The 22,716-nt window shown below is 57.2% G+C and carries 24 protein-coding genes; 21 read left to right on the top strand and 3 right to left on the bottom strand.

The features are described 5' to 3' along the window. Positions 1-50 precede the first annotated feature (50 nt). Entirely contained in the window at positions 51-839 is a 789-nt protein-coding gene (locus tag G7069_RS10005) for a tRNA threonylcarbamoyladenosine dehydratase (protein ID WP_166297141.1), read from the top strand. On the opposite strand, the gene G7069_RS10000 is transcribed toward G7069_RS10005, so the two are convergent. Both G7069_RS10000 and G7069_RS09995 read right to left on the bottom strand, forming a co-directional pair. Continuing rightward, complete coding sequence (locus tag G7069_RS10000; RefSeq protein ID WP_205758718.1) at positions 836-1,600, bottom strand: TatD family hydrolase; 765 nt, start codon at positions 1,598-1,600, stop codon at positions 836-838. The two genes, G7069_RS10005 and G7069_RS10000, sit on opposite strands and share 4 nt — an antisense overlap. A 15-nt stretch (positions 1,601-1,615) precedes the next feature. After that, positions 1,616-1,846, bottom strand: coding sequence for a DUF6116 family protein (locus G7069_RS09995; RefSeq protein WP_166297139.1), 231 nt, complete (start codon positions 1,844-1,846; stop codon positions 1,616-1,618). A gap of 184 nt (positions 1,847-2,030) precedes the next feature. Here G7069_RS09995 and G7069_RS09990 point away from each other — a divergent pair, with 184 nt between their 5' ends. From G7069_RS09990 to G7069_RS09970, 5 genes are all read left to right on the top strand, one after another. Further along, a complete protein-coding gene (locus G7069_RS09990; RefSeq protein ID WP_240912578.1) occupies positions 2,031-2,834 on the top strand; it encodes a glycine zipper 2TM domain-containing protein in 804 nt (267 codons plus the stop codon). Positions 2,835-2,936: 102 nt separating this feature from the next. Continuing rightward, on the top strand, positions 2,937-4,100 hold the full coding sequence (locus tag G7069_RS09985) for an acyl-CoA dehydrogenase family protein (protein WP_166297137.1): 1,164 nt from the start codon (positions 2,937-2,939) through the stop codon (positions 4,098-4,100). Positions 4,101-4,114: 14 nt separating this feature from the next. Further along, the gene (locus tag G7069_RS09980) at positions 4,115-4,702 is read left to right on the top strand and encodes a GNAT family N-acetyltransferase (RefSeq protein WP_166297135.1); all 588 of its coding nucleotides are present in this window, start codon (positions 4,115-4,117) and stop codon (positions 4,700-4,702) included. Positions 4,703-4,716: 14 nt separating this feature from the next. Continuing rightward, on the top strand, positions 4,717-6,987 hold the full coding sequence (locus G7069_RS09975; RefSeq protein ID WP_166297133.1) for a thiamine pyrophosphate-dependent enzyme: 2,271 nt from the start codon (positions 4,717-4,719) through the stop codon (positions 6,985-6,987). 102 nt (positions 6,988-7,089) lie between these two features. Then, entirely contained in the window at positions 7,090-8,628 is a 1,539-nt protein-coding gene (locus G7069_RS09970) for a DUF2235 domain-containing protein (RefSeq protein ID WP_166297131.1), read from the top strand. Between the two features lie 3 nt (positions 8,629-8,631). On the opposite strand, the gene G7069_RS09965 is transcribed toward G7069_RS09970, so the two are convergent. Further along, a complete protein-coding gene (locus tag G7069_RS09965; RefSeq protein WP_166297129.1) occupies positions 8,632-9,447 on the bottom strand; it encodes a folate-binding protein YgfZ in 816 nt (271 codons plus the stop codon). A gap of 25 nt (positions 9,448-9,472) precedes the next feature. Between G7069_RS09965 and G7069_RS09960 the strand changes: the two genes are divergently transcribed. The 15 genes from G7069_RS09960 (at position 9,473) to kdsB (ending at position 22,715) form a co-directional block, all read left to right on the top strand. Beyond that, on the top strand, positions 9,473-9,643 hold the full coding sequence (locus G7069_RS09960) for a DUF1674 domain-containing protein (RefSeq protein ID WP_166297127.1): 171 nt from the start codon (positions 9,473-9,475) through the stop codon (positions 9,641-9,643). Between the two features lie 47 nt (positions 9,644-9,690). Then, entirely contained in the window at positions 9,691-10,089 is a 399-nt protein-coding gene (gene sdhC, locus G7069_RS09955) for a succinate dehydrogenase, cytochrome b556 subunit (RefSeq protein ID WP_166297125.1), read from the top strand. Further along, complete coding sequence (sdhD, locus tag G7069_RS09950; protein WP_166297123.1) at positions 10,086-10,478, top strand: succinate dehydrogenase, hydrophobic membrane anchor protein; 393 nt, start codon at positions 10,086-10,088, stop codon at positions 10,476-10,478. The genes sdhC and sdhD overlap by 4 nt, the downstream gene beginning before the upstream one ends. A gap of 3 nt (positions 10,479-10,481) precedes the next feature. After that, a complete protein-coding gene (gene sdhA, locus G7069_RS09945; RefSeq protein WP_166297121.1) occupies positions 10,482-12,272 on the top strand; it encodes a succinate dehydrogenase flavoprotein subunit in 1,791 nt (596 codons plus the stop codon). A gap of 14 nt (positions 12,273-12,286) precedes the next feature. Beyond that, positions 12,287-13,072: a succinate dehydrogenase iron-sulfur subunit gene (locus G7069_RS09940; RefSeq protein ID WP_166297119.1), complete on the top strand. Its 786-nt coding sequence runs from the start codon at positions 12,287-12,289 to the stop codon at positions 13,070-13,072. A gap of 24 nt (positions 13,073-13,096) precedes the next feature. After that, positions 13,097-13,342, top strand: coding sequence for a succinate dehydrogenase assembly factor 2 (locus G7069_RS09935; RefSeq protein ID WP_166297117.1), 246 nt, complete (start codon positions 13,097-13,099; stop codon positions 13,340-13,342). 70 nt (positions 13,343-13,412) lie between these two features. After that, positions 13,413-13,751, top strand: a complete 339-nt coding sequence (locus G7069_RS09930) for a hypothetical protein (RefSeq protein ID WP_166297115.1) — start codon at positions 13,413-13,415, stop codon at positions 13,749-13,751. 23 nt (positions 13,752-13,774) lie between these two features. After that, positions 13,775-15,019 (top strand): lipoprotein-releasing ABC transporter permease subunit, encoded by a 1,245-nt coding sequence (locus G7069_RS09925; RefSeq protein ID WP_166297113.1) that lies wholly within the window; start codon positions 13,775-13,777, stop codon positions 15,017-15,019. After that, entirely contained in the window at positions 15,012-15,704 is a 693-nt protein-coding gene (lolD, locus tag G7069_RS09920; RefSeq protein WP_166297111.1) for a lipoprotein-releasing ABC transporter ATP-binding protein LolD, read from the top strand. Before G7069_RS09925 ends, lolD begins: the two co-directional genes overlap by 8 nt. Beyond that, on the top strand, positions 15,705-18,113 hold the full coding sequence (locus tag G7069_RS09915; protein ID WP_205758717.1) for a DNA internalization-related competence protein ComEC/Rec2: 2,409 nt from the start codon (positions 15,705-15,707) through the stop codon (positions 18,111-18,113). A 2-nt stretch (positions 18,114-18,115) separates the two neighbouring features. Continuing rightward, positions 18,116-18,724: a MotA/TolQ/ExbB proton channel family protein gene (locus tag G7069_RS09910; protein ID WP_166297107.1), complete on the top strand. Its 609-nt coding sequence runs from the start codon at positions 18,116-18,118 to the stop codon at positions 18,722-18,724. A 7-nt stretch (positions 18,725-18,731) separates the two neighbouring features. Then, the gene (locus G7069_RS09905) at positions 18,732-19,178 is read left to right on the top strand and encodes a biopolymer transporter ExbD (protein WP_166297105.1); all 447 of its coding nucleotides are present in this window, start codon (positions 18,732-18,734) and stop codon (positions 19,176-19,178) included. Further along, positions 19,178-20,926, top strand: a complete 1,749-nt coding sequence (gene msbA / locus G7069_RS09900; RefSeq protein WP_166297103.1) for a lipid A export permease/ATP-binding protein MsbA — start codon at positions 19,178-19,180, stop codon at positions 20,924-20,926. Before G7069_RS09905 ends, msbA begins: the two co-directional genes overlap by 1 nt. Continuing rightward, positions 20,923-21,945, top strand: coding sequence for a tetraacyldisaccharide 4'-kinase (lpxK, locus tag G7069_RS09895; protein ID WP_166297101.1), 1,023 nt, complete (start codon positions 20,923-20,925; stop codon positions 21,943-21,945). The genes msbA and lpxK overlap by 4 nt, the downstream gene beginning before the upstream one ends. After that, positions 21,942-22,715 (top strand): 3-deoxy-manno-octulosonate cytidylyltransferase, encoded by a 774-nt coding sequence (gene kdsB / locus G7069_RS09890; protein ID WP_166297099.1) that lies wholly within the window; start codon positions 21,942-21,944, stop codon positions 22,713-22,715. The genes lpxK and kdsB overlap by 4 nt, the downstream gene beginning before the upstream one ends. Position 22,716 lies beyond the last annotated feature (1 nt).

Here is a 22,716-nt window from a genome sequence, read left to right as displayed (position 1 = left end):
CCTCTGGTTCAGCAGAAAGTAGCACGAATTAAGAGGATTATTCCAAGATCATGGACCCACGCGCAGAACGATTTGGCGGCATTGACCGCCTGTATGGGAGTGGCACATTGGCCGCTCTGAAAGATGCGCATGTCAGCGTCGTCGGTGTCGGCGGGGTGGGCTCTTGGGCTGTGGAAGCGCTTGCACGTAGCGGCGTCGGCAAATTGACCTTGATCGACGCAGACGACATTTGCGTCTCCAATACCAATCGGCAACTGCCCGCCTTGGCGGGCGCTTATGGCCGACCCAAGATCTCGGAGATGGCGGCGCGCTGCCGCGCGATTAACCCGTCCATTGAAGTGATCGAAGTGCAGTCGTTCCTGACCGAGTCCAACATGGACGCATTGATGTCCGACGATGTCGATGTGGTGCTGGACGCATGCGATAGCTTTCGCACCAAGGTGACATTGGCTGCCTTCTGCAAGCGGCGCAAGCAAAAGTTGGTGATGGTGGGATCGGCCGGTGGTCGAACCGATGTGACACAGATTCGCTTGCGAGATCTGTCACGCACGGAGCACGATGCCATGCTGTCTTTGATCCGCAAAAAATTGCGCAGTGAATTCAACTTTCCGCGCAACAAGGATCGTTACTTCAGCATTTCGGCTGTGTATTCGCTAGAGAACGTTCAGTACCCGCAAGCGGACGGATCGGTGTGTGGTGTTCGACCTGCGCTCAACAAAGATGAAATTCTGCGCATGGAATGTGGCGCGGGTTTGGGTGCGGCAACACATGTGACGGGTGCCTTCGCATTCGCGGCTGTGGGTCGCGTCTTGGAACTGCTTAAGAAAGCAACCAGCTAAACGCCAAAGAGTGTGCGCGCTGTTTCAGTGGTATATCGCGCAATGTCCTCCGGAGCTTCGTCGCGGATGCGTGCCACATGCGTTAGAACCTGCGTGATACGTGCGGGTTCATTGCGTTGACCTTGCCATTCCGAATCCGGTTGATCCGGTGCATCGGTTTCCAACACGAAGCCATCGCGCGGTAATTCCTTTAAGACGCGATGCATGCGTTGCGCACGCGCATAGGTCACCGGACCGCCAATACCCACTTTGTAGCCCAACGCGTTGAGTTGCTGCGCTTGTTGCGCGCTTCCCGAAAAGCTGTGCACGATCCCGCCCACTGTCTTGATGCGTCGAAGTGCGTGGATCACCGCGTCTACCGCACGGCGCGCATGAATAATGGCGGGCAAGCGCAACTCGCGCGCGATGTGCAGTTGCGATTCGAAGTAATGATGTTGCATGTCCACGTCGAGCTCGGGCATGAAATAGTCCAAACCGATTTCGCCAATGGCAAGGCTCGTGTGGTTCGCGATCCAAGTGGGCAATGCATCGAGGTCTGCTTGACAGTGCGTGTTCAAGTAGACCGGATGCAATCCGAAAGCAGGCAGCAAGCCCGCGTCAGTGCTGCAGACGTCGGCTAGACCTTGCCAGCCTTGGCGTTCGATTGCTGGCACCAATTGCCAATGCACACCCGCCGCTTTTGCACGTACAAGCACCACATCGCGATCTGCATCGAATGCATCGACGTCGAAGTGGCTATGCGTATCAAAAAGTTGCAACAAGGCTTCGCCCAAGCCTTAGCGCGCTTCGCCATCGATCACGTTGTCAGTGCGACTCGTATCAACGTGCTTGCGCTTCATATTGGCTAAGACCAAGGTGCCCAGGCCGAGCAGGATTTCATCAATGAATGGAATGAAATCAGGAATGATCATGTCGAAGAAGAACAGGGCGCCGATCACCGCAAACAAACGCGGATGACTCAATTTTTCCGCCCACTTCAGCAGGGGACGCAAGAGAAATGTTGCCATGAGGCGGACTCCTTAACTCGACAAGATCACGCTAGCACGGCGTGGGTCAGCCCGTGTTTACACAATTGAACGGATCGGGAACATTCAGCAGGGCGACAGTTTATAGCGGCGGAATCCGGCGCACGTTCAGGCGCTGAGGTCCTTAATGGAGGCCGTAAAACGCAGAGTCCAAGGAGACTTCCATATGACCACCGACCATAAAATTCTTGCCGCCTCAATTGGCGCTGCATTGCTTGTTGGCGGCGGCGCGGTAGCGGCTTTTAATGAAATGCGCGCATCTGGCAACAAGGTTGAGCCGGCCGTGGCGCACTCTGCGCTCACATCGCAGCCCACGAATGACTTGGCGATGGCCGCAGCGCCCCTGACACCCTCTGCAGCAACGCTCGCGCAAACACGTGCGCCCATCTTGGCGGTGAATGAAGTCAAGCAAGGCGGCACGGTGTCTGCGCGCGTATTGGAAGTGGCGCCAGTCACGAAGACCGTTGCGCAAAACACACCGCGCCAATCGTGTCATGACCAAGTCGTGCAAGAGCGACTGCCAGAACGCGACGGCAATATTGGTGGCACCGTCATTGGTGCAGTGATTGGCGGTTTGGCCGGGAATCGAGTGGGGGATGGTCGCGGTCGTGATGCCGCAACCGTCGCCGGTGCCGCAGCAGGTGGCTACATCGGCAACCGCATCGACCGTCGCCATGTGGGCGGACGCGTGGTGAATCGTACTGAGCAACGCTGTCAAACGGTCAACGACCGCACAACGTCTGAGAAGACCATTGCCTACAACGTCACCTACCGCACCCCCGAAGGCGAGACCGGTGTGAAGCGCGTCACCAAGAAGCCGGGGACACGTATTGACGTCGCCGGTGCGACGAAGTCTGCCTATGACGTGACCTATAGCTTTGCCGGACGGGAGCGCACGGTGCGCTTGGATGACCGTCCGAGCGGAAATGCGTTTCCAGTGGTCGATGGCCGCGTCGTGACATCGCTTTAAAGCCATTCGCTGCTGGGTTCAACTGACGGGACCGCTTGCGGTCCCGTTTTCAATTTGGGGGACGGGTAGAATGTTCGTTTCACCACGACTTTCTACCTTGCCATGGCCTTGCATCCTTACGATCTTTTCGATGTCCGTTCCCTTTTGACCGAAGAGGAGCGTGCCGTTCAAGACTCCGTGGCGCGGTTTACGGATGAGCGCGTCCTGCCGATCATTGGCGACTATTTCGACCGTGGTGAATTCCCGAAAGAACTCATCTCTGAAATGGCCGAACTCGGTTTGCTGGGTTCGTCATTGCCTGAGGAATACGGCTGTGCAGGTTTGAACGGTGTCAGCTACGGCTTGATCTGCCAGGAACTCGAGCGCGGTGATTCCGGCATTCGTAGTTTTGCCAGCGTACAAAGTTCGCTGTGTATGTATCCGATCTACGCCTACGGCACGGAAGAACAGAAGCGTCGTTGGTTGCCGGATATGGCTGCAGGCAAAGCGATTGGCTGTTTTGGTTTGACCGAGCCCCACGGTGGTTCTGATCCCGCGAACATGAAGACCCATGCCAAGCGCGACGGCGATGACTGGGTGATCAATGGATCGAAGATGTGGATCACCAATGGCAACCTCGCCGACGTCGCCATTGTGTGGGCGCAAACCGAAGACGGTATTCAGGGCTTCTTGCTTGAGAAGGGCATGAAGGGCTTTGACGCGCAACTGATCAAACACAAGATGAGCCTGCGCGCCTCGGTGACGTCCGCACTCTTCTTTGACAATGTGCGTGTGCCCGAATCGAATCGACTGCCTAACGTGAAAGGCTTGAAAGGTCCGTTGGGATGCTTGACGCAAGCGCGCTATGGCATCACTTGGGGACCGATCGGCGCAGCCATTGCGTGTCTTGACGAAGCTTTGAAGTATTCGAAAGAACGCATCCTGTTTGATCGTCCGGTGGCGGCAACACAAAGCGCACAATTGAAGATGGCTGACTGGGCGCGTCGTATCACGGCAGCGCAGTTGATCTCTTTGCAGTTGGGTCGATTGAAAGACGCAGGCACCATGCAACCGACGCAAGTGAGCTTGGCCAAGTGGAACAACGTGCGTATGGCCATCGACATTGCACGCGAAGCACGTGATCTGTTGGGTGGCGCGGGTATCACCACTGAACATTGTCCGATTCGCCATGCTTTGAACTTGGAATCCGTGATCACCTATGAAGGAACGGAGACCGTCCATCAGTTGGTCGTGGGTCGCGAACTCACAGGCATCAACGCGTTCTAAACAAGAGCAAGCGCATGGCTGCCACGCACGCCCAATGGTTCGAACGTTTGCGAGAAGGTGCGCCGGCGATTGAAACGGAGCGCTTGTGGCTGCGTGTGCCGCACGCAGAGGATTTTGAGCGCTTCGCCGAAATGATGGCTGATCCGGGTACGCACTTTATTGGCGGTCCGCTCAAGCGCGGTGAGGCATGGCGTCGTTTCTTGGTGATGCCAGGTGCTTGGTGGACGCAGGGGTTTGGCATGTTCTCCATGATTGAAAAATCATCCGGCCAGTTTGTGGGTCAGGCCGGTCCGTGGCAGCCAGAAGGCTGGCCGGGGACTGAAGTGGGCTATGCCTGTCATCCGGAGTGTCGTGGCAAGGGCTACGTCACTGAGGCGTGTTCGGCTGCGATCGATTGGGCCTTCGATGTACTGAATTGGACCGAGGTCATTCATAGCGTGGATCCGAATAACACGGCATCTGCACAGGTGGCACAACGCTTGGGTGCACGCTTGTTGAAAACAGGCAATTTTCTGCCCGCGCCCTTCGAAGAAACAGAAATCAATATCTGGGGTCAAACCCGTTCAGAATGGCGCGCCCAACGTGCGCCTATCACCGCTTAACTGGAATCACGTTCATGTTTGCGTCTGTCCCGAACCCCATCCCTGCGCGTATGAAAGATTTGAATCGCGCAAAGATTTGCGACGTCAACTTCATGGAGTTCGTCAAAGCCTGGGACGGCCCGAAAGACGCCAAACCTTCGCCCAATGAAGCCATTCTCGAAGGCAGTGCCTTGGACGCGCGTGGTTTCAGAGAGTTGTTCGAATCGCAATTGATTTCCAGACATCTGGATCTAATGGCGCGCGAGTTACGCGTTCAAAATAAAGTTTTCTACACCATCGGCTCGTCGGGACACGAAGGCAATGCGATGGTGGCGCGTGCGACACGCCACACAGATCCGGCGTTCTTGCACTACCGCAGCGGTGGTTTCATGGCCGAACGTTTCCGCAAGCTGCCGGGCATGGATCCGATCATGGATTCGGCCTTGAGCTTTGCCGCGAGTGCAGAAGACCCCGCAAGTGGTGGCCGCCATAAAGTGTGGGGAAGCAAACCGCTTTGGGTGTTGCCGCAAACGTCAACGATTGCATCGCACTTGCCGAAGGCATTGGGGACGGCGATCGCCATCGAGGCCGGTAAGCGCTTGCGTAGTGGCTTGCCGATTCCGGACGACAGCATTGCGATTTGTTCTTTCGGTGATGCTTCGGCGAATCACGCGACGGCACAGACCGCATTCAACGCAGCATCTTGGACTGCGTATCAGAAGTTGCCGGCACCGGTTTTGTTTGTGTGCGAAGACAATGGCATTGGTATTTCGGTGAAAACGCCGAATGATTGGATCGCTGCGTCTTTCCGCAACCGTCCTGATCTCGACTACTTCTATGCCGATGGTTTGGATTTGGCCAACGGCTATGCCGATGTTGAGAAAGCCGTCGAACATTGTCGTCGCACGCGTCGTCCGACCTTTTTGCATTTGCGCACAACGCGCATCATGGGGCATGCAGGTACAGATTTTGAAATCGAATGGCGTTCGTTCGAAGAGCTGTGCGCGGTAGAAGCGAGCGATCCGCTGTTGCGTTCTGCAGCCATTGGGCTTGAGTCGGGTTTGATGAGCAAGATGGAAATTCTTGCCTTGTACGAAGACACGCGCAAACGGTGTTTTGCAGCTGCGGAAGACGCGGATCAGCGACCGCGCATTGAAACCTTGGCACACGTCGTTGCGCCGCTCGCGCCTTACACGCCAGACAAGGTCATGGTGGAAGCGCAACGCAATGACTACCAGGCCACGCGCGAACAAGTGTTTGGTGGCGAAGAAAAGCTGCCTGAAGCACAAGCCCCGAAACATTTGGCGGTGCAGATCAACCAAGGTCTGCATGACTTGATGGCGAAGTATCCCGAAACCTTGCTGTTCGGCGAAGACGTCGCGCAGAAGGGCGGAGTTTACACCGTGACCAAAGGCTTGCACAAAGCGTTTGGCAATCGGCGCGTCTTCAACACCTTGCTCGATGAGACGATGATTCTCGGCATGGCCCAAGGGTTCGCCAACATGGGGATGCTGCCGATTCCCGAGATTCAATATTTGGCGTATTTGCACAACGCCATCGATCAGGTGCGTGGCGAAGCATGCAGTCTGCAATTCTTCAGCAACAATCAGTTCGCGAACCCGATGCTGATTCGTATCGCTGGGCTTGGCTACCAGCGTGGTTTCGGTGGTCACTTCCACAATGACAATTCGATCACGGCATTGCGTGATATTCCCGGTCTTGTCGTGGGCTGTCCTTCGCGCGGTGATGATGCAGCGATGATGTTGCGGACCTTGGCCGCTTTGTCGAAGGTCGATGGACGGGTCAGTGTGTTTCTTGAACCCATCGCTTTGTACATGACCAAAGATTTGTACGAAGCAGGTGATGGCGCTTGGCTGACGCACTATCCGACACCTGACAAAGCCTTGGTCATCGGTGAGCCACGTGTCTATTCGCCTGAAGCCAAAGACCTGGTGATCTTCACTTACGGCAATGGCGTGCCCATGAGCTTGCGTGCAGCGCGCGACATCGAGCGCAAGCAGGCCTGCAAGGTCCGTGTGGTCGATCTGCGTTGGTTGGTGCCTTTGAATGCCGAAGCGATTGTGCGCGAAGCACGCGAATGCGCACGCATCCTGGTGGTCGATGAAGGTCGACACAGTGCCGGCGTCGGCGAGGGTGTCATCACCGCACTGACGGAAGGCGGGCAGGGTGGCAAACCCATGCATCGCATCTCGGGTGCTGACACCTATACCCCGCTCGCAGGCGCTGCCTTCTTGGTGATTCCAAAAGAGGCAGATATTGTCGACGCAGCATTAGGACTTTTCTGACACGCTAAGCGGGTTTATCCAGTTTCCCCGTCTGACCCAAATCTCTAATTTGAATACATCGCAGTCGGCGATTTCATTTCAGAGACATGCTCGGGAGGGCACATGGGCAGCACATCGGGACTGGACCGCACAAAGGAACGCAATCCTTCGGTAGAAGACAACTGGCAACTCGCCAATGCCGTCGACAAGATTGCGGAAACGCGCGTCCCAAAATTGCATGGCAACAATCGTCATGAGCGGCTCTTCTACGCCATGTTCGATGGCAGCAATCAAACGCGCGATCGTGTCCAGAACGCGCAGGACGGTAAGGTGCGCACGGCCGTCGGCTATTTTGCGGATGCGTTGGAGGTCTCGGGACGCAAGCATGGCATTTCGGTCGGCTATCAGACGGGTGTAGGCGCAGAAGGCAACGCCTTGGAACGCATTCGCGGTTTGGCAGATGGCACCGGCGCGGTCGAAAAGATCGAACGCCAATACGAGCGCATGTGCCAACAAATGGCCGAATGGCGCAAAGAAGACCCGCAAGCGCAATTGCGCGTTGTTGGCATGGGGTTTAGCCGCGGTGGTGATCAAGCCGCTGCCTTCTTGCGCCTCGTGCATGAGCGCGGTGTGCTTCAACCCGGCAGCAAAACGCAGTATTTGGTTGAGCCGGGCAAAGTGCCGCAGGCCGCGCTCCTGTTGGATCCGGTCGCGACCGGTGCGCTGGAGAACACCGACCGTCGCTTGCCGTCCTCCACGCTGTACGGTGTGCAAGTGGTGTCGCGTGATGAGCGACGTGCGGGCTTTGATTCGAATCCAATTCTGCCCGACGGTCAAAGCAAAGACGGTCGCTATCTGTCTGTCACGGTGCCAGGCGGTCATGGTGACACCGCACACGGGCACGCGAAAGATGCCGCGTCCGTTCGCATCGAAAACGCATTGGTGGATGTCGTGAACGGGTTCTCCGGTAAGCGCATTCTCGAGAAAGTGCCGCAATCAAAAGATGCCTACTCGAAGCTGCATGACACACAATGGAATCTGCCGACGACACTCGGCGAACTCTTTGGCGACACAGACCCTGGCGCACGCAAGGCGCGCATGTCGTTGGCACCTGAGTCAAAGTGCGAGCAAGACCCCAAGGCCTGCTATCGCGTTGACCCGGTAGATACGACGATGCAAAAACAGTTTCACTATCGACCGCAAGAACACGCACCGGTGCGCGAAACCAATGGACCGGGTCACGTCAGCATCGATCCCTTGAACGACACGCTGCAGTCGCCGGGTCTAAAGCCCGTGCTGCATTCCGCCATCGCGGCCATGGAAAGCTTGAAGACGCGTCATCCAGAGCTCGCACACATGTCTGCCCCGCAATTGGCCACGGGTGCGATGAATCATTGGAAATCCACAGGTGCCCAAGGCATGTTTACGGAAGTCACCTTGGCGCGTGGACAGAATGGTCAAACCAATGTCGTCTTGAGTGATTCGGCCACCACGGGTCCGGCAGCGCGTCGTGAACCGACAACCTTAGAAGCACTTACACGCGTTGGCTTTGAAGAGGGCCTCGCACAACTCGTTCAAGCACAGAGCGATGAGCGCAACCTCCAACTCAAGCAAGCGCAATTGAATACGCTTGCGCAGCCTAAGCATGCCCTGATGATTTAAACCTCAGCGCGGGTCGAACGGCAAAACGTCGAAAGCCACGCCGCACATCAGGTCGGGGTGGTCTTTCGCGTCGATGGGCAACACGCAGAGCGCCTCTGTGCCAAAGCGTTGAACGATGGCCGACTCAGTGCAGTCTCCTGGGTCGGTCGCCCATTGAATGCGGTGCAATTGACGCTTTCCCTTTCCAAGGAAATGCGTCCTCGCCACAATCTCTTGGCCGGGATAGCAGCCTTTTTTCACGCTGAAAGCGGGCCACCGCTCCAAAGACAGTTGTTGCGGCGTCCAAGCCGGCGTCGCATCTGCACCGATCCACGGAATGCCAAGACGCATGTCTTGGCGCATCCAATGGGTCGCCTGCATCGCATCCACGGGCGCAGCGGGGCCAGTCAAATGCAAACACATACTGCGCGCCTCACCGGGCCAACGCACTCGAACGACATCGGAACTGACTTGCACGCGCGTACCTGCGGGCAGCTCTGCAGCGGCACCCGCGACTGTTGCGCCGGGCATGGTTGAAAGCTTTACTTTGCTACGAAATACAAAGCGTTGCAGCCCTGCCACGAGTTCGGTCACGCCGCTTGATGGCGTCACTAAAAGCAGATGCTCCGCAGACAACTTGATGACCGTAAACAGCGCAACGAGCCGCCCTTGAGGTGTCAGCCAGCCGTCCAAGTGCCAATCCATGACAGACAAATCCGCCACATCATTCATGCTCTGCGCATGCAAAAAGCGGCTGGCATCAGGGCCTTCGACGGACACAATGGCCAGCGCGGGCAGCGCAAAATCCGGTGAGTCAGGCGGGTTCAGGTTGTGTGACATGGCGGCCGGATCGTAGAATCAGCAGGTGAGCGAGAAAGAAATCATAGGCGAAGGCGTGGAAAAGGCAGATCAGCCCGTCCCGCAACCCCCGCCCGACGCAGCCAAACAGACGCCCCCCGAGTTCGGTGGCCGCGAGGGGCTCGAGCCCACGCGCTACGGAGATTGGGAGAAGAATGGTCGCTGCATCGACTTCTGAACAGACTCATTTCGTAACGCATTTTAATTCTCGGAGACTCCGCGCTCATGGCGAAAACCAACCGCCCGTTGTCACCGCATTTGCAGGTTTATCGCTGGCAAGTGCAAATGGTGACGTCCATCCTTCATCGCGCGACTGGCATCGTGCTCGCGGCGGGGGCCTTGATTGCGGTGTACGGCGCCGTCCAGCTCGCGATGGGTCGCCAGGCATGGGACGCATTTGCTGCTTGTCTCGGATCACCGCTCGGCTTGGTCTTCATGTTCGGTTGGACCTGGGCCTTCTCGTATCACTTGTTGAACGGCATTCGTCATTTGTTCCAAGACGCCGGCAAGGGCTACGCGATTGCGGCCTTTGTACGCAATAGCTGGTTCACCATCATCGGCAGCGTTGTGCTGACGGCGATTATTTTTTGCGTCGCGATGATGCATCAAGGCGGTGTCCAATGAGTCGTTTGCGCGCACCCCTCAAGAATGTCCGTGGCCTCGGTTCGGCCAAATCGGGCACCGAACATTTCATTCAACAACGCATCACTGCCGTTGCCTTGCTGCTCACGGGCGCATATGTGATCGGCCTGTTGCTGTGCAATTTGCAGGGTGGCTTTGACGCGATGCATGCGGCCTTGGCCCATCCGATCAGTGCGGTGGTCGTGATCGCCTTTTTGATTGCCATGTGCTGGCACGCCAGTCTCGGCATCCAAGTCGTGATTGAAGACTACGTGCATTCGCCGAAGTGGTTGATCACGAGCATCCTGCTCAACAAATTCATCTTTGCCATCGCTGCGATTGCAGGCGTCTTGGCGGTACTCAAGATATCGCTCGGCGCGATGGGGAACTGAGAAATGTCTGCTTACAAAATTCATCAACACGATTTCGACATGGTCGTCGTCGGCGCCGGCGGTGCTGGCTTACGCGCCACGTTCGGTCTGGCCCAGAAGGGTCTGAAAACAGCCTGTATCACCAAAGTCTTTCCGACCCGCTCGCACACAGTGGCGGCGCAAGGCGGTGTGGCTGCCGCGCTCGGTAACATGGGTGAAGACGATTGGCGCTACCACTTCTTCGACACCGTTAAAGGTTCGGACTGGTTGGGCGACCAAGACGCGATTGAATACATGTGTCGAGAAGCCATTCCGGCCATCATTGAACTCGAACACTACGGCGTACCGTTTTCACGCACCGAAGAGGGCAAGATTTATCAGCGCCCATTCGGCGGTATGACCACGCGTTACGGTGAAGGCCCGCCAGCTCAACGTACGTGTGCCGCGGCTGACCGCACCGGCCACGCCATTCTGCATACCCTCTACCAACAATCACTGGCACACGACGCGCAGTTCTTCATCGAATACTTCGCGATCGATTTGATCATGGATGCCAACGGCGAATGTCGCGGTGTGCTTGCCTTGGAAATGGAAACGGGTGAGCTTCACTTGTTCCGCGCACATGGCACGGTGCTCGCCACCGGCGGATATGGTCGTGCGTATTTCTCTGCGACGTCTGCACATACCTGTACGGGTGACGGTGGCGGTATGGCATTGCGTGCAGGTCTTGCAATGCAAGACATGGAATTCGTGCAGTTCCATCCAACCGGCATTTACGGTGCGGGTTGTTTGATCACCGAAGGCGTGCGCGGCGAAGGCGGCATTCTGCGCAACAGCAACGGCGAACGCTTCATGGAACGCTATGCACCCAGCGTGAAAGATCTCGCGCCGCGTGACATGGTCAGCCGTTCGATGACCATTGAAATTCGCGAAGGCCGCGGCGTCGGCGAGCACAAAGATCACATCTTGCTCGACTTGACCCATTTGGGCCCCGAAGTCATCCACGAAAAACTGCCGGGTATCGCCGAAAGCGCGCGTATCTTCGCCGGCGTCGACGTCGAGAAAGAACCGATTCCGGTCATCCCGACGGTGCACTACAACATGGGCGGTATCCCGACCAACTATCACGGCGAAGTCGTGCAATTGCGCAATGGCGATCCGGATTCTGTCGTACCGGGTTTGTTCTCGATCGGCGAAGCAGCGTGCGTGTCGGTGCACGGTGCCAACCGTCTCGGTTCGAACTCCTTGCTTGATCTCGTGGTGTTCGGTCGCGCCGTGGCCAATCGCGCCGCAGAAATCATCAAGCCGGACAGCAAGCACGCCAAGTTGGCGGATGATGCCACCGACAAAGCCCTGTCGCGCTTGGACAAACTGCGCAATGCAAATGGCTCAACCTCGACTGCAGTGATTCGCGATCGCATGCAACGCACGATGCAGAAGGACGCCGCGGTCTTCCGTACCGGCGAAACCTTGGCTGAAGGCGTCAAAGCCATGCGTGAAATTCACGCCTCGTTTGAAGACGTCAAAGTGGCCGACCGTTCGCTGATTTGGAACTCGGACCTTATCGAAACGATGGAGCTCGAGAACTTGCTCGATCAAGCGCTCGTCACCATCGTGTCTGCAGAAAACCGCACAGAATCACGCGGTGCGCATGCGCGCGAAGACTTCCCGACGCGTAACGACGAACAATGGATGAAACACACCATGTGTTCCGTGAATCGCGAAGGTAAGACCGAAATCGACTATCGTCCGGTGCATACGTACACCTTGTCGGACGAAGTGGGTTACATCCCGCCGAAAGAGCGCAAGTACTGAGGATTGGCACGAACATGGCAGAATTTTCGCTCCCCAAGAATTCGACGGTACAAAAGGGCAAGCACTTTGCTGCGCCCGCGGACGCAAAGCGCAAGCGCACCTTCAAGGTGTATCGCTGGAGTCCCGATGACACCGCAAACCCGCGCACGGACACCTATGAGCTCGACATGGACCGCTGCGGTCCGATGGTGCTCGATGCGCTCATCAAGATCAAAAACGAAGTCGATCCGACGCTGACCTTCCGTCGTTCATGCCGCGAAGGTATTTGTGGCAGCTGTGCCATGAATATCGATGGCACGAATACCTTGGCATGCACCAAGGCGGTCGAAGATTGCCGCGGTGGCGAAGTGCCGATCTATCCGTTGCCGCATATGGAAGTGGTCAAAGATCTGGTGCCGGATCTGACCCATTTCTACGCCCAATACGCATCGATCAAGCCGTGGCTGCGGACGCAAAGCCCGACGCCGTCAGATCGCGAACGTTTGCAGTCGCCGGAAGACCGCAAGAAGCTCGACGGTTTGTACGAGTGCATCTTGTGCGCATGCTGCAGCACCAGCTGCCCGAGCTACTGGTGGAATGGTGATCGTTATCTGGGTCCGGCAATCTTGTTGCAAGCCTATCGTTGGATTGTCGATTCGCGCGATGAAGACACCGGCGAACGTTTGGACGATCTTGAAGATCCGTTCCGCTTGTACCGCTGTCACACCATCATGAATTGCGCACGGACCTGTCCGAAGGGCTTGAACCCGGCCCATGCGATTGCAGAAATCAAGAAGTTGATGCTTGCGCGCCGCGTTTAATACGCGGCCGTAAGACCTGTACTCATGGGTGAATCCGATCTCTCACGCATCCGCTGGCGTTGTCGTCGTGGCATGCGTGAGTTGGATCAATTGTTCGATCGTTATTTGAAGCACGCTTGGGCGCATCAATCCGACAACGATCGCATCGTTTTCCTACGTTTATTGGAAACCGAAGACGATACGCTGTGGCGATGGGTGATGGGCTACGAGGCGTGTGATGACGCGGAACTATCGGAATTCCTCGATCGAATGCGCAAGCTGCCGTATTGAGTGGTGCAAAGGGCGCTTATCTCGCGTCCTTCCTTGGAGTGCATTCGCACTGGCAACCGTCGCTACGTGCGTGTCCGGATTGGACATTGCATTGAAAGGCGTGCTTTCTTTGATTTTGTTGGTTGAGGCCTTACGCGCACATCAAGCGATGTCTGGCTGGCATACCGGTGTCCTGCAATGGGACAAAAACGAATCAGGCCTGCAGATCCGGGTGCGCGGGGGGCGTGTTTCCGGCTTCCGTTTGAATATGCGAGGTCAATGGGTACTGCTCGCATGGCGCGATGCGGCGATGCGTAGAAAATCGCTCTTACTTTGCCCGGGCGACCTTTCAGCCGCCGCGCTTCGTGAACTCCGGTCCCTGCGCGACACGGGCGTGGATGCGGTCCACACACCTTTGCTGTCAACATAGGGGTTCACCTTCGGTCTTCCCACATGTTCAAACCTTTACCTGTCTCCATCGGGCTCCGTTACCTGCGTGCCAAACGACGCAACGGGTTCATTTCTTTTATTTCACTCGCATCGATTCTCGGCATCGCGCTGGGCGTCTGCGTATTGATCACCACCTTGTCGGTGATGGGTGGCTTCCAGAAAGAAATTCGCGATCGGCTTTTGCAAATGGCGGCCCATGTCACGGTGACGGCTGAAGGGCGGCCGATGGACAACTGGCAGCGCGCGATGTCGCTAGCGATGCAAGACAAACGCGTTGAAGCCGTTGCGCCTTACATCGATACGCAGGCTTTGCTTGCGGGCAGTGAAAAGCGTCCGGCCGTCGTACGCGGCATCGTGCCGAGCCAAGAGGTCAAGGTGTCGGTGATTGGCGAGAAAGTTGTGCGCGGTGACTTTAAATCTTTGCAGCCGGGCAGCTTCAATGTTTTGTTGGGCGCCGAATTGGCGCAGGCCCTGGGTGTCGACGTAGGCGACTCCGTCGTGATCACGACCTCCGGCATTCAAGTGACGGGCATGGGTGCGGTCTCACAGTTAAAACGCTTCAAGGTGAGTGGCGTGTTTGAAGCGGGCCATCAAGAATTCGATGCCGGGCTTGCGATTGTGGAGATGCATGACCTGCAGCGTGTCTTGCGAATGGACGACGCCGTCACCGGCGTGCGCCTCAAGCTTTATGACATGAACTTGGCATGGGAAGTCGGACGGGATCTGGCGCTGCGCCTAGGTGGCACGTATTTGGTGCTGGATTGGATGCAGCAGAACGGCAATATTTTTCGCGCCATCAAGATGGAAAAGACCATGATGGGCATCTTGCTGTCGCTCATTATTGCGATGGGCGCTTTCAACTTGGTGTCGTCTCAAGTGATGCTCGTGACGGACAAACAAGCCGACATCGCCATTCAACGCACACTCGGTATGACGCCTCGCCAAGTCATGGGCATCTTCATGGTGCAAGGCAGTTTGATTGGTTTGATTGGCACCGTGGCAGGTGTGATCGGCGGGATTTTGTTGACCTTGAATTTGGAGTCCATCCTCAAGCTGATTGAAGGTGTCTTCAAAGTCGATTTGTTGCCTGAAGATGTGTATTACATCACCGGTTTGCCAACCGACTTGCAAGCGGGTTCCGTCGTATGGATTGCTTTGATTGCATTGACCATGGCATTTCTTGCCACCTTGTATCCGGCATGGCGTGCTGCGCGCACACCGCCCGCGGAGGCCTTGCGTTATGAGTGAGATCATTCGTGCGGATGCGCTGAGCAAGACCTACAGCGAAGGCAAGCTCAATACGCAAGTGTTCGAGCAATTGGATTTCAAAGTCGAAGCGGGCGAATCAGTTGCCATCGTCGGCGCTTCCGGCGCAGGCAAAAGTACCTTGCTGCATATCTTGGGTGGCCTGGACGTACCCAGCGCAGGAGAGGTGTACGTACAGGGCCAAAAGATGTCTGCGTTGAACGATGCGGCGCGCGGTGTATTGCGCAATAAATCTTTGGGCTTTATCTATCAATTCCACCACTTGCTTCCGGAATTCACCGCGCTTGAAAACGTCATGCTGCCGCAAATGTTGGGCGGTGTAGATCCTCACGGTGCGGCATCGGCGGCCAAAGCATTGCTTGAGCAAGTGGGTTTGGGCGCACGCTTGGAACATAAGCCGGGTGAGTTGTCCGGCGGCGAACGACAGCGCGCTGCTGTTGCGCGCGCATTGGTCAATTCACCTGCATGCGTGCTGGGTGACGAACCGACGGGCAACTTGGATGACCGAACAGCGGACACCGTGTTCAATCTGATGCTCGAACTGAATCGCGCGCAAAAAACCAGTCTGGTCATGGTCACGCACAACAGAAAGTTGGCGAAGCGTTTGGGCCGCGTGCTTGAACTGACCAATGGCAAATTAAAGGAAGTCACACTCGACGAGGTGTAAATGGCGTCACCTTCGGCAAGGATGCCGATTTTAGGTCCGCGCGCAGCCGCGGGGTTGTTGGCAGGCATCGTGTTCTGCGTGTATTTCGCGGGCACCTTGCCAGATTGGTTGGCAGTGTGTTTTGTCGTTGTCGGCGCGGGCTTCTGGCTGTGGCCGGCGCGCGCTGTCGGGCTGAGTGCCGTGTTCGTGGGTTGGGGCTTGGCGTCACTCCACGTCACCGCCATGCAAGCGGCGTGGATGCCCGCTGCCATGGAAGGCAAATCGATTCACGTCAAAGGCCAAGTGCAAGATCTGCCACAGCAGGAAGAAGGGCGGCGCAGCTTCTTGTTTCGTGTCGATGACACCGGCGCACCGCAAGCGTTGCGTGGCCGAGTCATTCGACTGGGCTGGTACGCGAAGCCGCGCCAATCATTGCCAGTCGTGCATGCAGGAACGCGCTGGTCGTTTCAAGTCAAGCTGAAGCGACCCCACGGCTATCGAAATCCGGGCAGCTTGGATTCAGAACGCACGGCGTTTACCCAACGCATCGTCGCGACAGGCACCATCGTGCGTGGCAGTTCGCTGGACGCGGTCGGCGAGGGCACAGGTGTCAATGGTGTGCGCGATGCACTTGGACTTTCGATCGCGCAATCGAACGCGCCCGCGACGCGCTTTATCCGCGCGCTTGCGGTCGGCGACACACGCGGTATCGAAGATGACGACTGGCGCGTGCTGCGCGCGAACGGATTAACCCACCTCATTGCGATCTCCGGCGCACATGTCGCGATGGCAGCTTTGGTTGGCGTGTGCTTTGCCGCAGCTGTGTGGTGGCTCTGCCCGTGGCTGGGCGGCTTTTTGCCGCGCAAAATCGCCGCCCCTGCCGCGGGTGCCTGTGTCGCGATTGCCTATACCTTGCTGGCCGGCGGCGAAGTACCTACGGTGCGTACCTTGCTCATGATGTGGTGCATGACAGGCGCGCTTTTATTGCGTCGACGTTTTGGCGTCGCACAGGCCTTGTCCGCATCGGCAATCAGTTTGGCGCTGATCGATCCTTTCAATCTTCTGCGCCCCGGATTTTGGTTGAGCTTCCTTGGTGTGGCATGGCTTGCTTGGTGCCTTCAAGGTGTAAAACACGGCAAGGTCAAAGAAATGCTATCCGCGCAGATGATCGCCACAATCGGTTTGTTACCCCTGTGCATTTTGTTTTTCGGGCAAACCTCGTGGATCGCGCCATTTGCGAATTTGGTGGCTGTGCCGCTCTGGGGTTTGGTGATTGTGCCTTTGTCGATTGCCGGTGTGGTCTGTGCGCCCGTGAGTGCTGGCCTATCGCAGGTGCTGTGGTCGATCGCAGCGTGGCTGTTTGACTGTGCGTGGCCCTTGTTTCAACACATGGCGTCGTGGCCAGGTGCTGAGATCACGCTAGCAGAGGCGAGCCCCTGGGCCTTGGCGTTCGCGTTGCTCGGCGCGTTTTGGCTTTTGATGCCGAGAGGCATGCCACTTCGGCTGCTGTCGACAGCGTTGTGGCTGCCACTCTTAGCGCCTGCAGTGCCGCGTCCAGTCGACTCAGGCATGATCGTGACCTTTTTAGATGTAGGGCAGGGCTTGTCGATCTTGGTGCAAACCCGTCATCACACGCTGTTGTATGACGCAGGACCCAAGGCGCAAACCCAGTTCGGCCGCGACGCGAAAACACAAGAAGGCTTTGATGCGGGTGAGAAAGTCGTGGTCCCGGCATTGGCAGCCTTGGGCATTCGCCAACTCGACATGCTCATGCTGAGTCATGGAGATGCAGACCATGCAGGCGGCGCGGCAGCGGTGGTCAAGGCCATGAGACCCAAACAGGTCCAAGCACCGTTCGAAACGCCCATTGCGCACGACGCGGAATGCAAGCGTGGTGATCGTTGGCGCTGGGATGGCATCCAGTTTGAAGTGCTCGCACCGGCGCCGAACATGCCCTACGCAGGCAATGGCAGCAGCTGCGTGCTCAAGGTGACCAGTCCCCATGGCACGGTCTTGCTGACCGGTGACGTCGAGGCAGAAGGCGAACACGGCATGCTCGCTGAGAATCGGAACGCCTTGCGCGCAGACGTGGTCTCGATGCCCCACCATGGCAGTAAGACGTCTTCGACCTTTCCCTTTGTACGTGCAGTGGGGGCACGCTTTGCGGTGGCGTCGTCGGGCTATCGAAACAAGTTCAAGCACCCGCGTGAGCAAGTCTGGCAACGCTGGTTGGATGCCGGCACCTTGGCCCTCAATACGCCCGCCTCAGGCGCAGTGCGCTTTGACTTCTCGGCTGACGGCATTGAGGTGACGCAAGAGCGCAGTCGGCGCACGCGGGTGTGGGATGCCATGGCGGGCGATGGGGTAAACGGCGGCTCTGGGCTATTCTATGGACAGCGAGGTTCACCCCTTCCCCCGTACCCGAGGTAAACGTGCTTGAACTTGTAAAGGCCGGCGGCTGGCCAATGATTCCGTTGTTGCTGCTGTCTTTAGCAGCCTTGTCCATCGTCATTGAGCGCTTCTGGGCTTTGCGAAAGTCAACCGTGATGCCCGTAGGCCTAGCGACTGAAGTGACGCAATGGGCGATGAAAGGCAAGATCGAAGCCGGTCACCTCTCTGCACTTGAAGCCAACTCGCCCTTGGGCGCGCTTCTAGCCGCCGTTGTCGAAGTGCGGGGCAAGCACCATTTGCAGCGCAGCGAACGTATTGAAGACGTCGGTCGCCACATCGTGCATCGTTTGGAGAAATTTCTGCCGGCACTTGGGACCATTGCTTCAGTCGGTCCACTGCTCGGTCTGTTCGGAACCGTCGTCGGCATGATCCAAATGTTTTTGGGCATCCTCGATCACGGCATGGGCGATGTGAACCAATTGGCGGGCGGTATCGGTAAGGCCTTGGTGTGTACGGCGACCGGCATGATCGTTGCGATTCCAGCCTTGATCATGCACCGCACGTTGCGCGCACGCATTGCGGGCTACATGATCGATATGGAACACGACGCGATGGCCCTCGATGATGCACTGAACAAGGACGCGCACTGAGCGACCTATGAAGTTTGGCAAAACACATTCAGACGACGAGCCCAACCTTGATCTAGTGCCGCTGATCGATGTCATTCTGTGTCTCATCATTTTCTTTGTGGTGACCACGACATTTGATTCGCGTGCGGTACTGCGCTTGCAGTTGCCGAAGGCTGACGGCATCGCAACACCGGATATGGCAAAACCGTTGACGCTGCTCGTGAGTCAGGACGGCCGCTATTTCTTTGAAGACCGCGAAGTCCTCAAGCGCGATCTTGATTCTTTGAAACAGACGATCACCGACGTCGCGGGCACAGACCGCTCACGCACAGTGTTGCTGCGTGCAGACGGTCGGTCACAACACCAGTCGGTGGTGACGGCCTATGAAGCGTTAGGGCAATTGGGCTTTACCAAGATCATGATCGCAACGGCACCTCCGACGCCTGAAAAGGACGTCAAAGCGAGCGGCGGCTGATGGTCGAGACAGGCAAATCCTGGGAGATCTACAAGCGGCTTTTGGCGTTCGCCAAGCCGTATCGGCTGTGGATCTTCTTGGGCTTCTTCGGCATGGCCGTTGAAGCGGCCGCCGGTGCGGGCATCTTGCGCTTGACCAAGCCGATGATCGACGAAATGTTGGTCAACCGCGTGTTTAGCTATTGGGTGCCCGCGTCTTTGGTGGCGTTCTTATTCATTCGCGGGCTAGGTGGCTTGATCGGTGACTATGCCATCGTGCGCTCCGGTCGCAACGTGGTGCGCGATTTGCGCATGCGTTTGATGCGCAAGTATTTGAACTTGCCCGGCCAAGCGTTTGATCGTGAAAACGTGCCGACCATGATCACGCGTTTGAGCGGCGATACCGAAATGGTGGCGCAAGCGGCCGTCGACGCATTGAAGGTCATCGTCAGCAATGTGCTGTCGATCATTGCCTATGTCAGCGTGATGTTCTGGACGAGCTGGCGCGTGTCGTTGGTCTTGTTTGTGCTGGCGCCCGTGATGGGCTGGACGATGGGCAAGGTCGGCAAGCGTTACCGCTTATTGAACACACAAATTCAGAAGTCGAATGCCGACCTCTTGCAGTCGGCCGATCAAGCACTGCGCGCGCATCAAGAAGTCAAAACCTACGGCGCACAAGCGGCCGAGATGGACCGCTACGGTACGCAAACGAAACACAACGTTAACTTGGCTTTGAAGGTGCAAGTCACCAATGGCCTGTTGTCGATGTTTGTGCAAGTGTTTGGTGCGGTCGGTGTGGCGGTCATGCTCATCATTGCAGGGCATGAGGCCTTGAATGGCCGACTGACAGCCGGTGATTTCTTTGCGCTGTTGACCGCAATGATCAGCATCGTGCCGCTGTTGCGGCAACTGACCAATGTGCAAAGCATGCTCGAACGCGGGATCGATTCTGCATCGCGTGTCTTCACCGTGTTGGATGCACCGGAAGAAAAAGACACGGGCACGCGCCCCTTGGCGCGCTCACGCGGTTTGCTTGAGTTCCGCAATGTCGGCGTGCGTTATGACGGGCAGCAACGCGACGCATTGACCGCGATTAGTTTTACGGCGCGCCCGGGCACGGTGACTGCGATCGTCGGTCGTTCAGGCAGTGGCAAGTCCACTTTGGTGAAACTGATTCCGCGTTTTTATGAAGTGGATTCGGGTGAAATTTTGTTGGATGGACATTCCATTTCTGAGTATCCATTGGCCGATCTGCGTCGACAGGTCGCGATGGTGAGTCAGCAGGTAACTTTGTTTGACGGCAGCATTGCGCAGAACATCGCGTACGGCGAAATGGGCGATGCGGATGATGCGCGCATTGCGGCGGCGATTCGTGATGCGAATGCCGCTGAGTTCGTGGATCGCATGCCCGAGGGCGCGCAGTCTGATGTCGGCGAACGTGGGAGCAAGCTTTCCGGGGGTCAGCGTCAGCGCATTGCGATTGCACGCGCCATGTTGAAGGACGCGCCGATCTTGGTCTTGGACGAAGCCACCGCAGCCCTCGACAACGAATCCGAGCGATTGGTGCAACAAGCGCTAGATCGCTTGATGCCGGACCGCACGACCTTGGTGATTGCGCATCGCCTTTCGACAGTCGAACACGCAGACCAAGTATTGGTGCTCGATGAGGGCGAAATTGTCGAACAAGGCACACATGCAGAATTGATTGCGAACGATGGTGTGTACGCACATTTGCATCGCATGCAGTTCCGCGAAGGCAAGCTGCGTTGAGCGCGAAACGGCAGACGCCTGCTTGGTGGTACGACGCTGAAGTCTTGGTGCCATTCTGGGCACACGCAGGTGAGGCACTCTTTCGCACCCTCAGCGGTCTTCGCGCGCGGGCCTACGCAAAAGGGTGGAAGAAGGCCTTTCATCCCGGCGTGCCGGTGATTATCGTCGGCAATATTTCCGTGGGAGGGACGGGCAAGACGCCGCTCGTGCTTTCGCTGATCAAACATTTGCAGGCCGCGGGTTACACGCCGGGTCTTGCGACGCGCGGTTACGGTCGATCAAATCCCAAGCAAGCGATCTGGGTCGATGCGACGACGCCTGCGCTTGTAGGCGGCGATGAGCCGGTGATGATCGCGCAAGCGACAGGCGTGCGCATTCGTGCAGATGCACGTCGCGCTGCCGCTGCACGCGCGTTGGTGGCGGCAGGTTGCGATGTCATCGTGTGCGATGACGGCCTTCAGCACTATGGCTTGGCACGCGATATCGAAATCGAAGTGATCGATGCGATGCGCGGCTATGGCAATGGCCGCTTGTTGCCTGCGGGTCCGCTGCGTGAGTCGCCGCTTGGCGCCACGCGCTTTGACTTTCGTGTCGTCAATTTGGGGGCATTGCCAGATGCTGCCGCAGAAAGAATCGGCACAGACTTTCAAGCGATGTTTGTGAGACCCACGCAGGTCAAATCAATGAACAGTGCGCGTACCGCGACGCTCGCGGCCTTCGAAGGGCAGCGCGTCCATGCGGTTGCAGGTATCGGACATCCCCAGCGCTTCTTTGACATGTTGAAGCGGCACGACATTGCAGTTGTTCCGCACCCGTTTCCGGATCATCATGTTTTTAGCGAAAGTGATTTCGAGTTTTCGAGTGATCTACCCGTTCTGATGACGAGCAAGGATGCGGCCAAATGCCGAGCGTTCGCGCGTGATCATTGGTATGAGATTGCGGTGGAAGCCGAACTGCCGGACGCATTCTGGTCCGCACTCGATGCACGGCTTGCGTCCTTGAAGCAGAGCGCCCCATGAGCGAGATTGAATTCGTTGTTGCGATTCCGGCACGCATGGCGGCAACCCGCCTCCCGGATAAACCACTGAGATTGATTGGCGGTATCCCGATGGTGGTGCATGTGGCGCACCAAGCAAGCCAGGCCGGAGCGCGCGAGGTCGTGGTCGCCGTAGATGACGCGCGCATTTATGCGGCAGTGACCGAGGCGGGCTTCAAAGCCGTCATGACGCGTGTCGATCATGCAAGTGGCACGGACCGTTTGGCAGAATGTGCCGCATTGAGTGGTTGGGCGGACAACGAGATCGTCGTCAACGTGCAAGGGGATGAGCCGTTTGCGCCGCCTGAAGGTATTCGTGCAGTGGCCGAACTCTTGGCGCGCACGGGCTTTGATATGGCGACACTCGCGACGCCCATCACGCATGAGGCTGAAGTGTTTGATCCCAATGTGGTCAAGGTGGTCGCGTCGGACACCGATGCGGCGATGTATTTCAGTCGGGCGCCCATTCCTTGGCAACGCGGGCAGTTCGACACGCAACAGATCGACTTGTCGCAAGACGCATGGCTTCGACATATCGGCGTTTATGCGTATCGCGTCAATTTCTTAAATCGATTTGCGGCGATGCCCGCTTCGCGGTTGGAGCAACTCGAATCCTTGGAGCAACTCCGTGTATTGCAGGCAGGGCACGCGATCGCAGTGACACGCACACCGGTGGCCTTCCCACCCGGCGTGGATACTGAAGCGGACCTGCAACGCGCAGAAGTCCATTTCCAGAAGATGCATCGACTGTAAT

This window comes from Lysobacter sp. HDW10 (genome assembly GCF_011300685.1).
Lineage (GTDB): Bacteria > Pseudomonadota > Gammaproteobacteria > Xanthomonadales > Xanthomonadaceae > Solilutibacter.
Note: the sequence above shows the minus strand (reverse complement) of the source record. Positions and strands in the feature narration are given on the sequence as shown.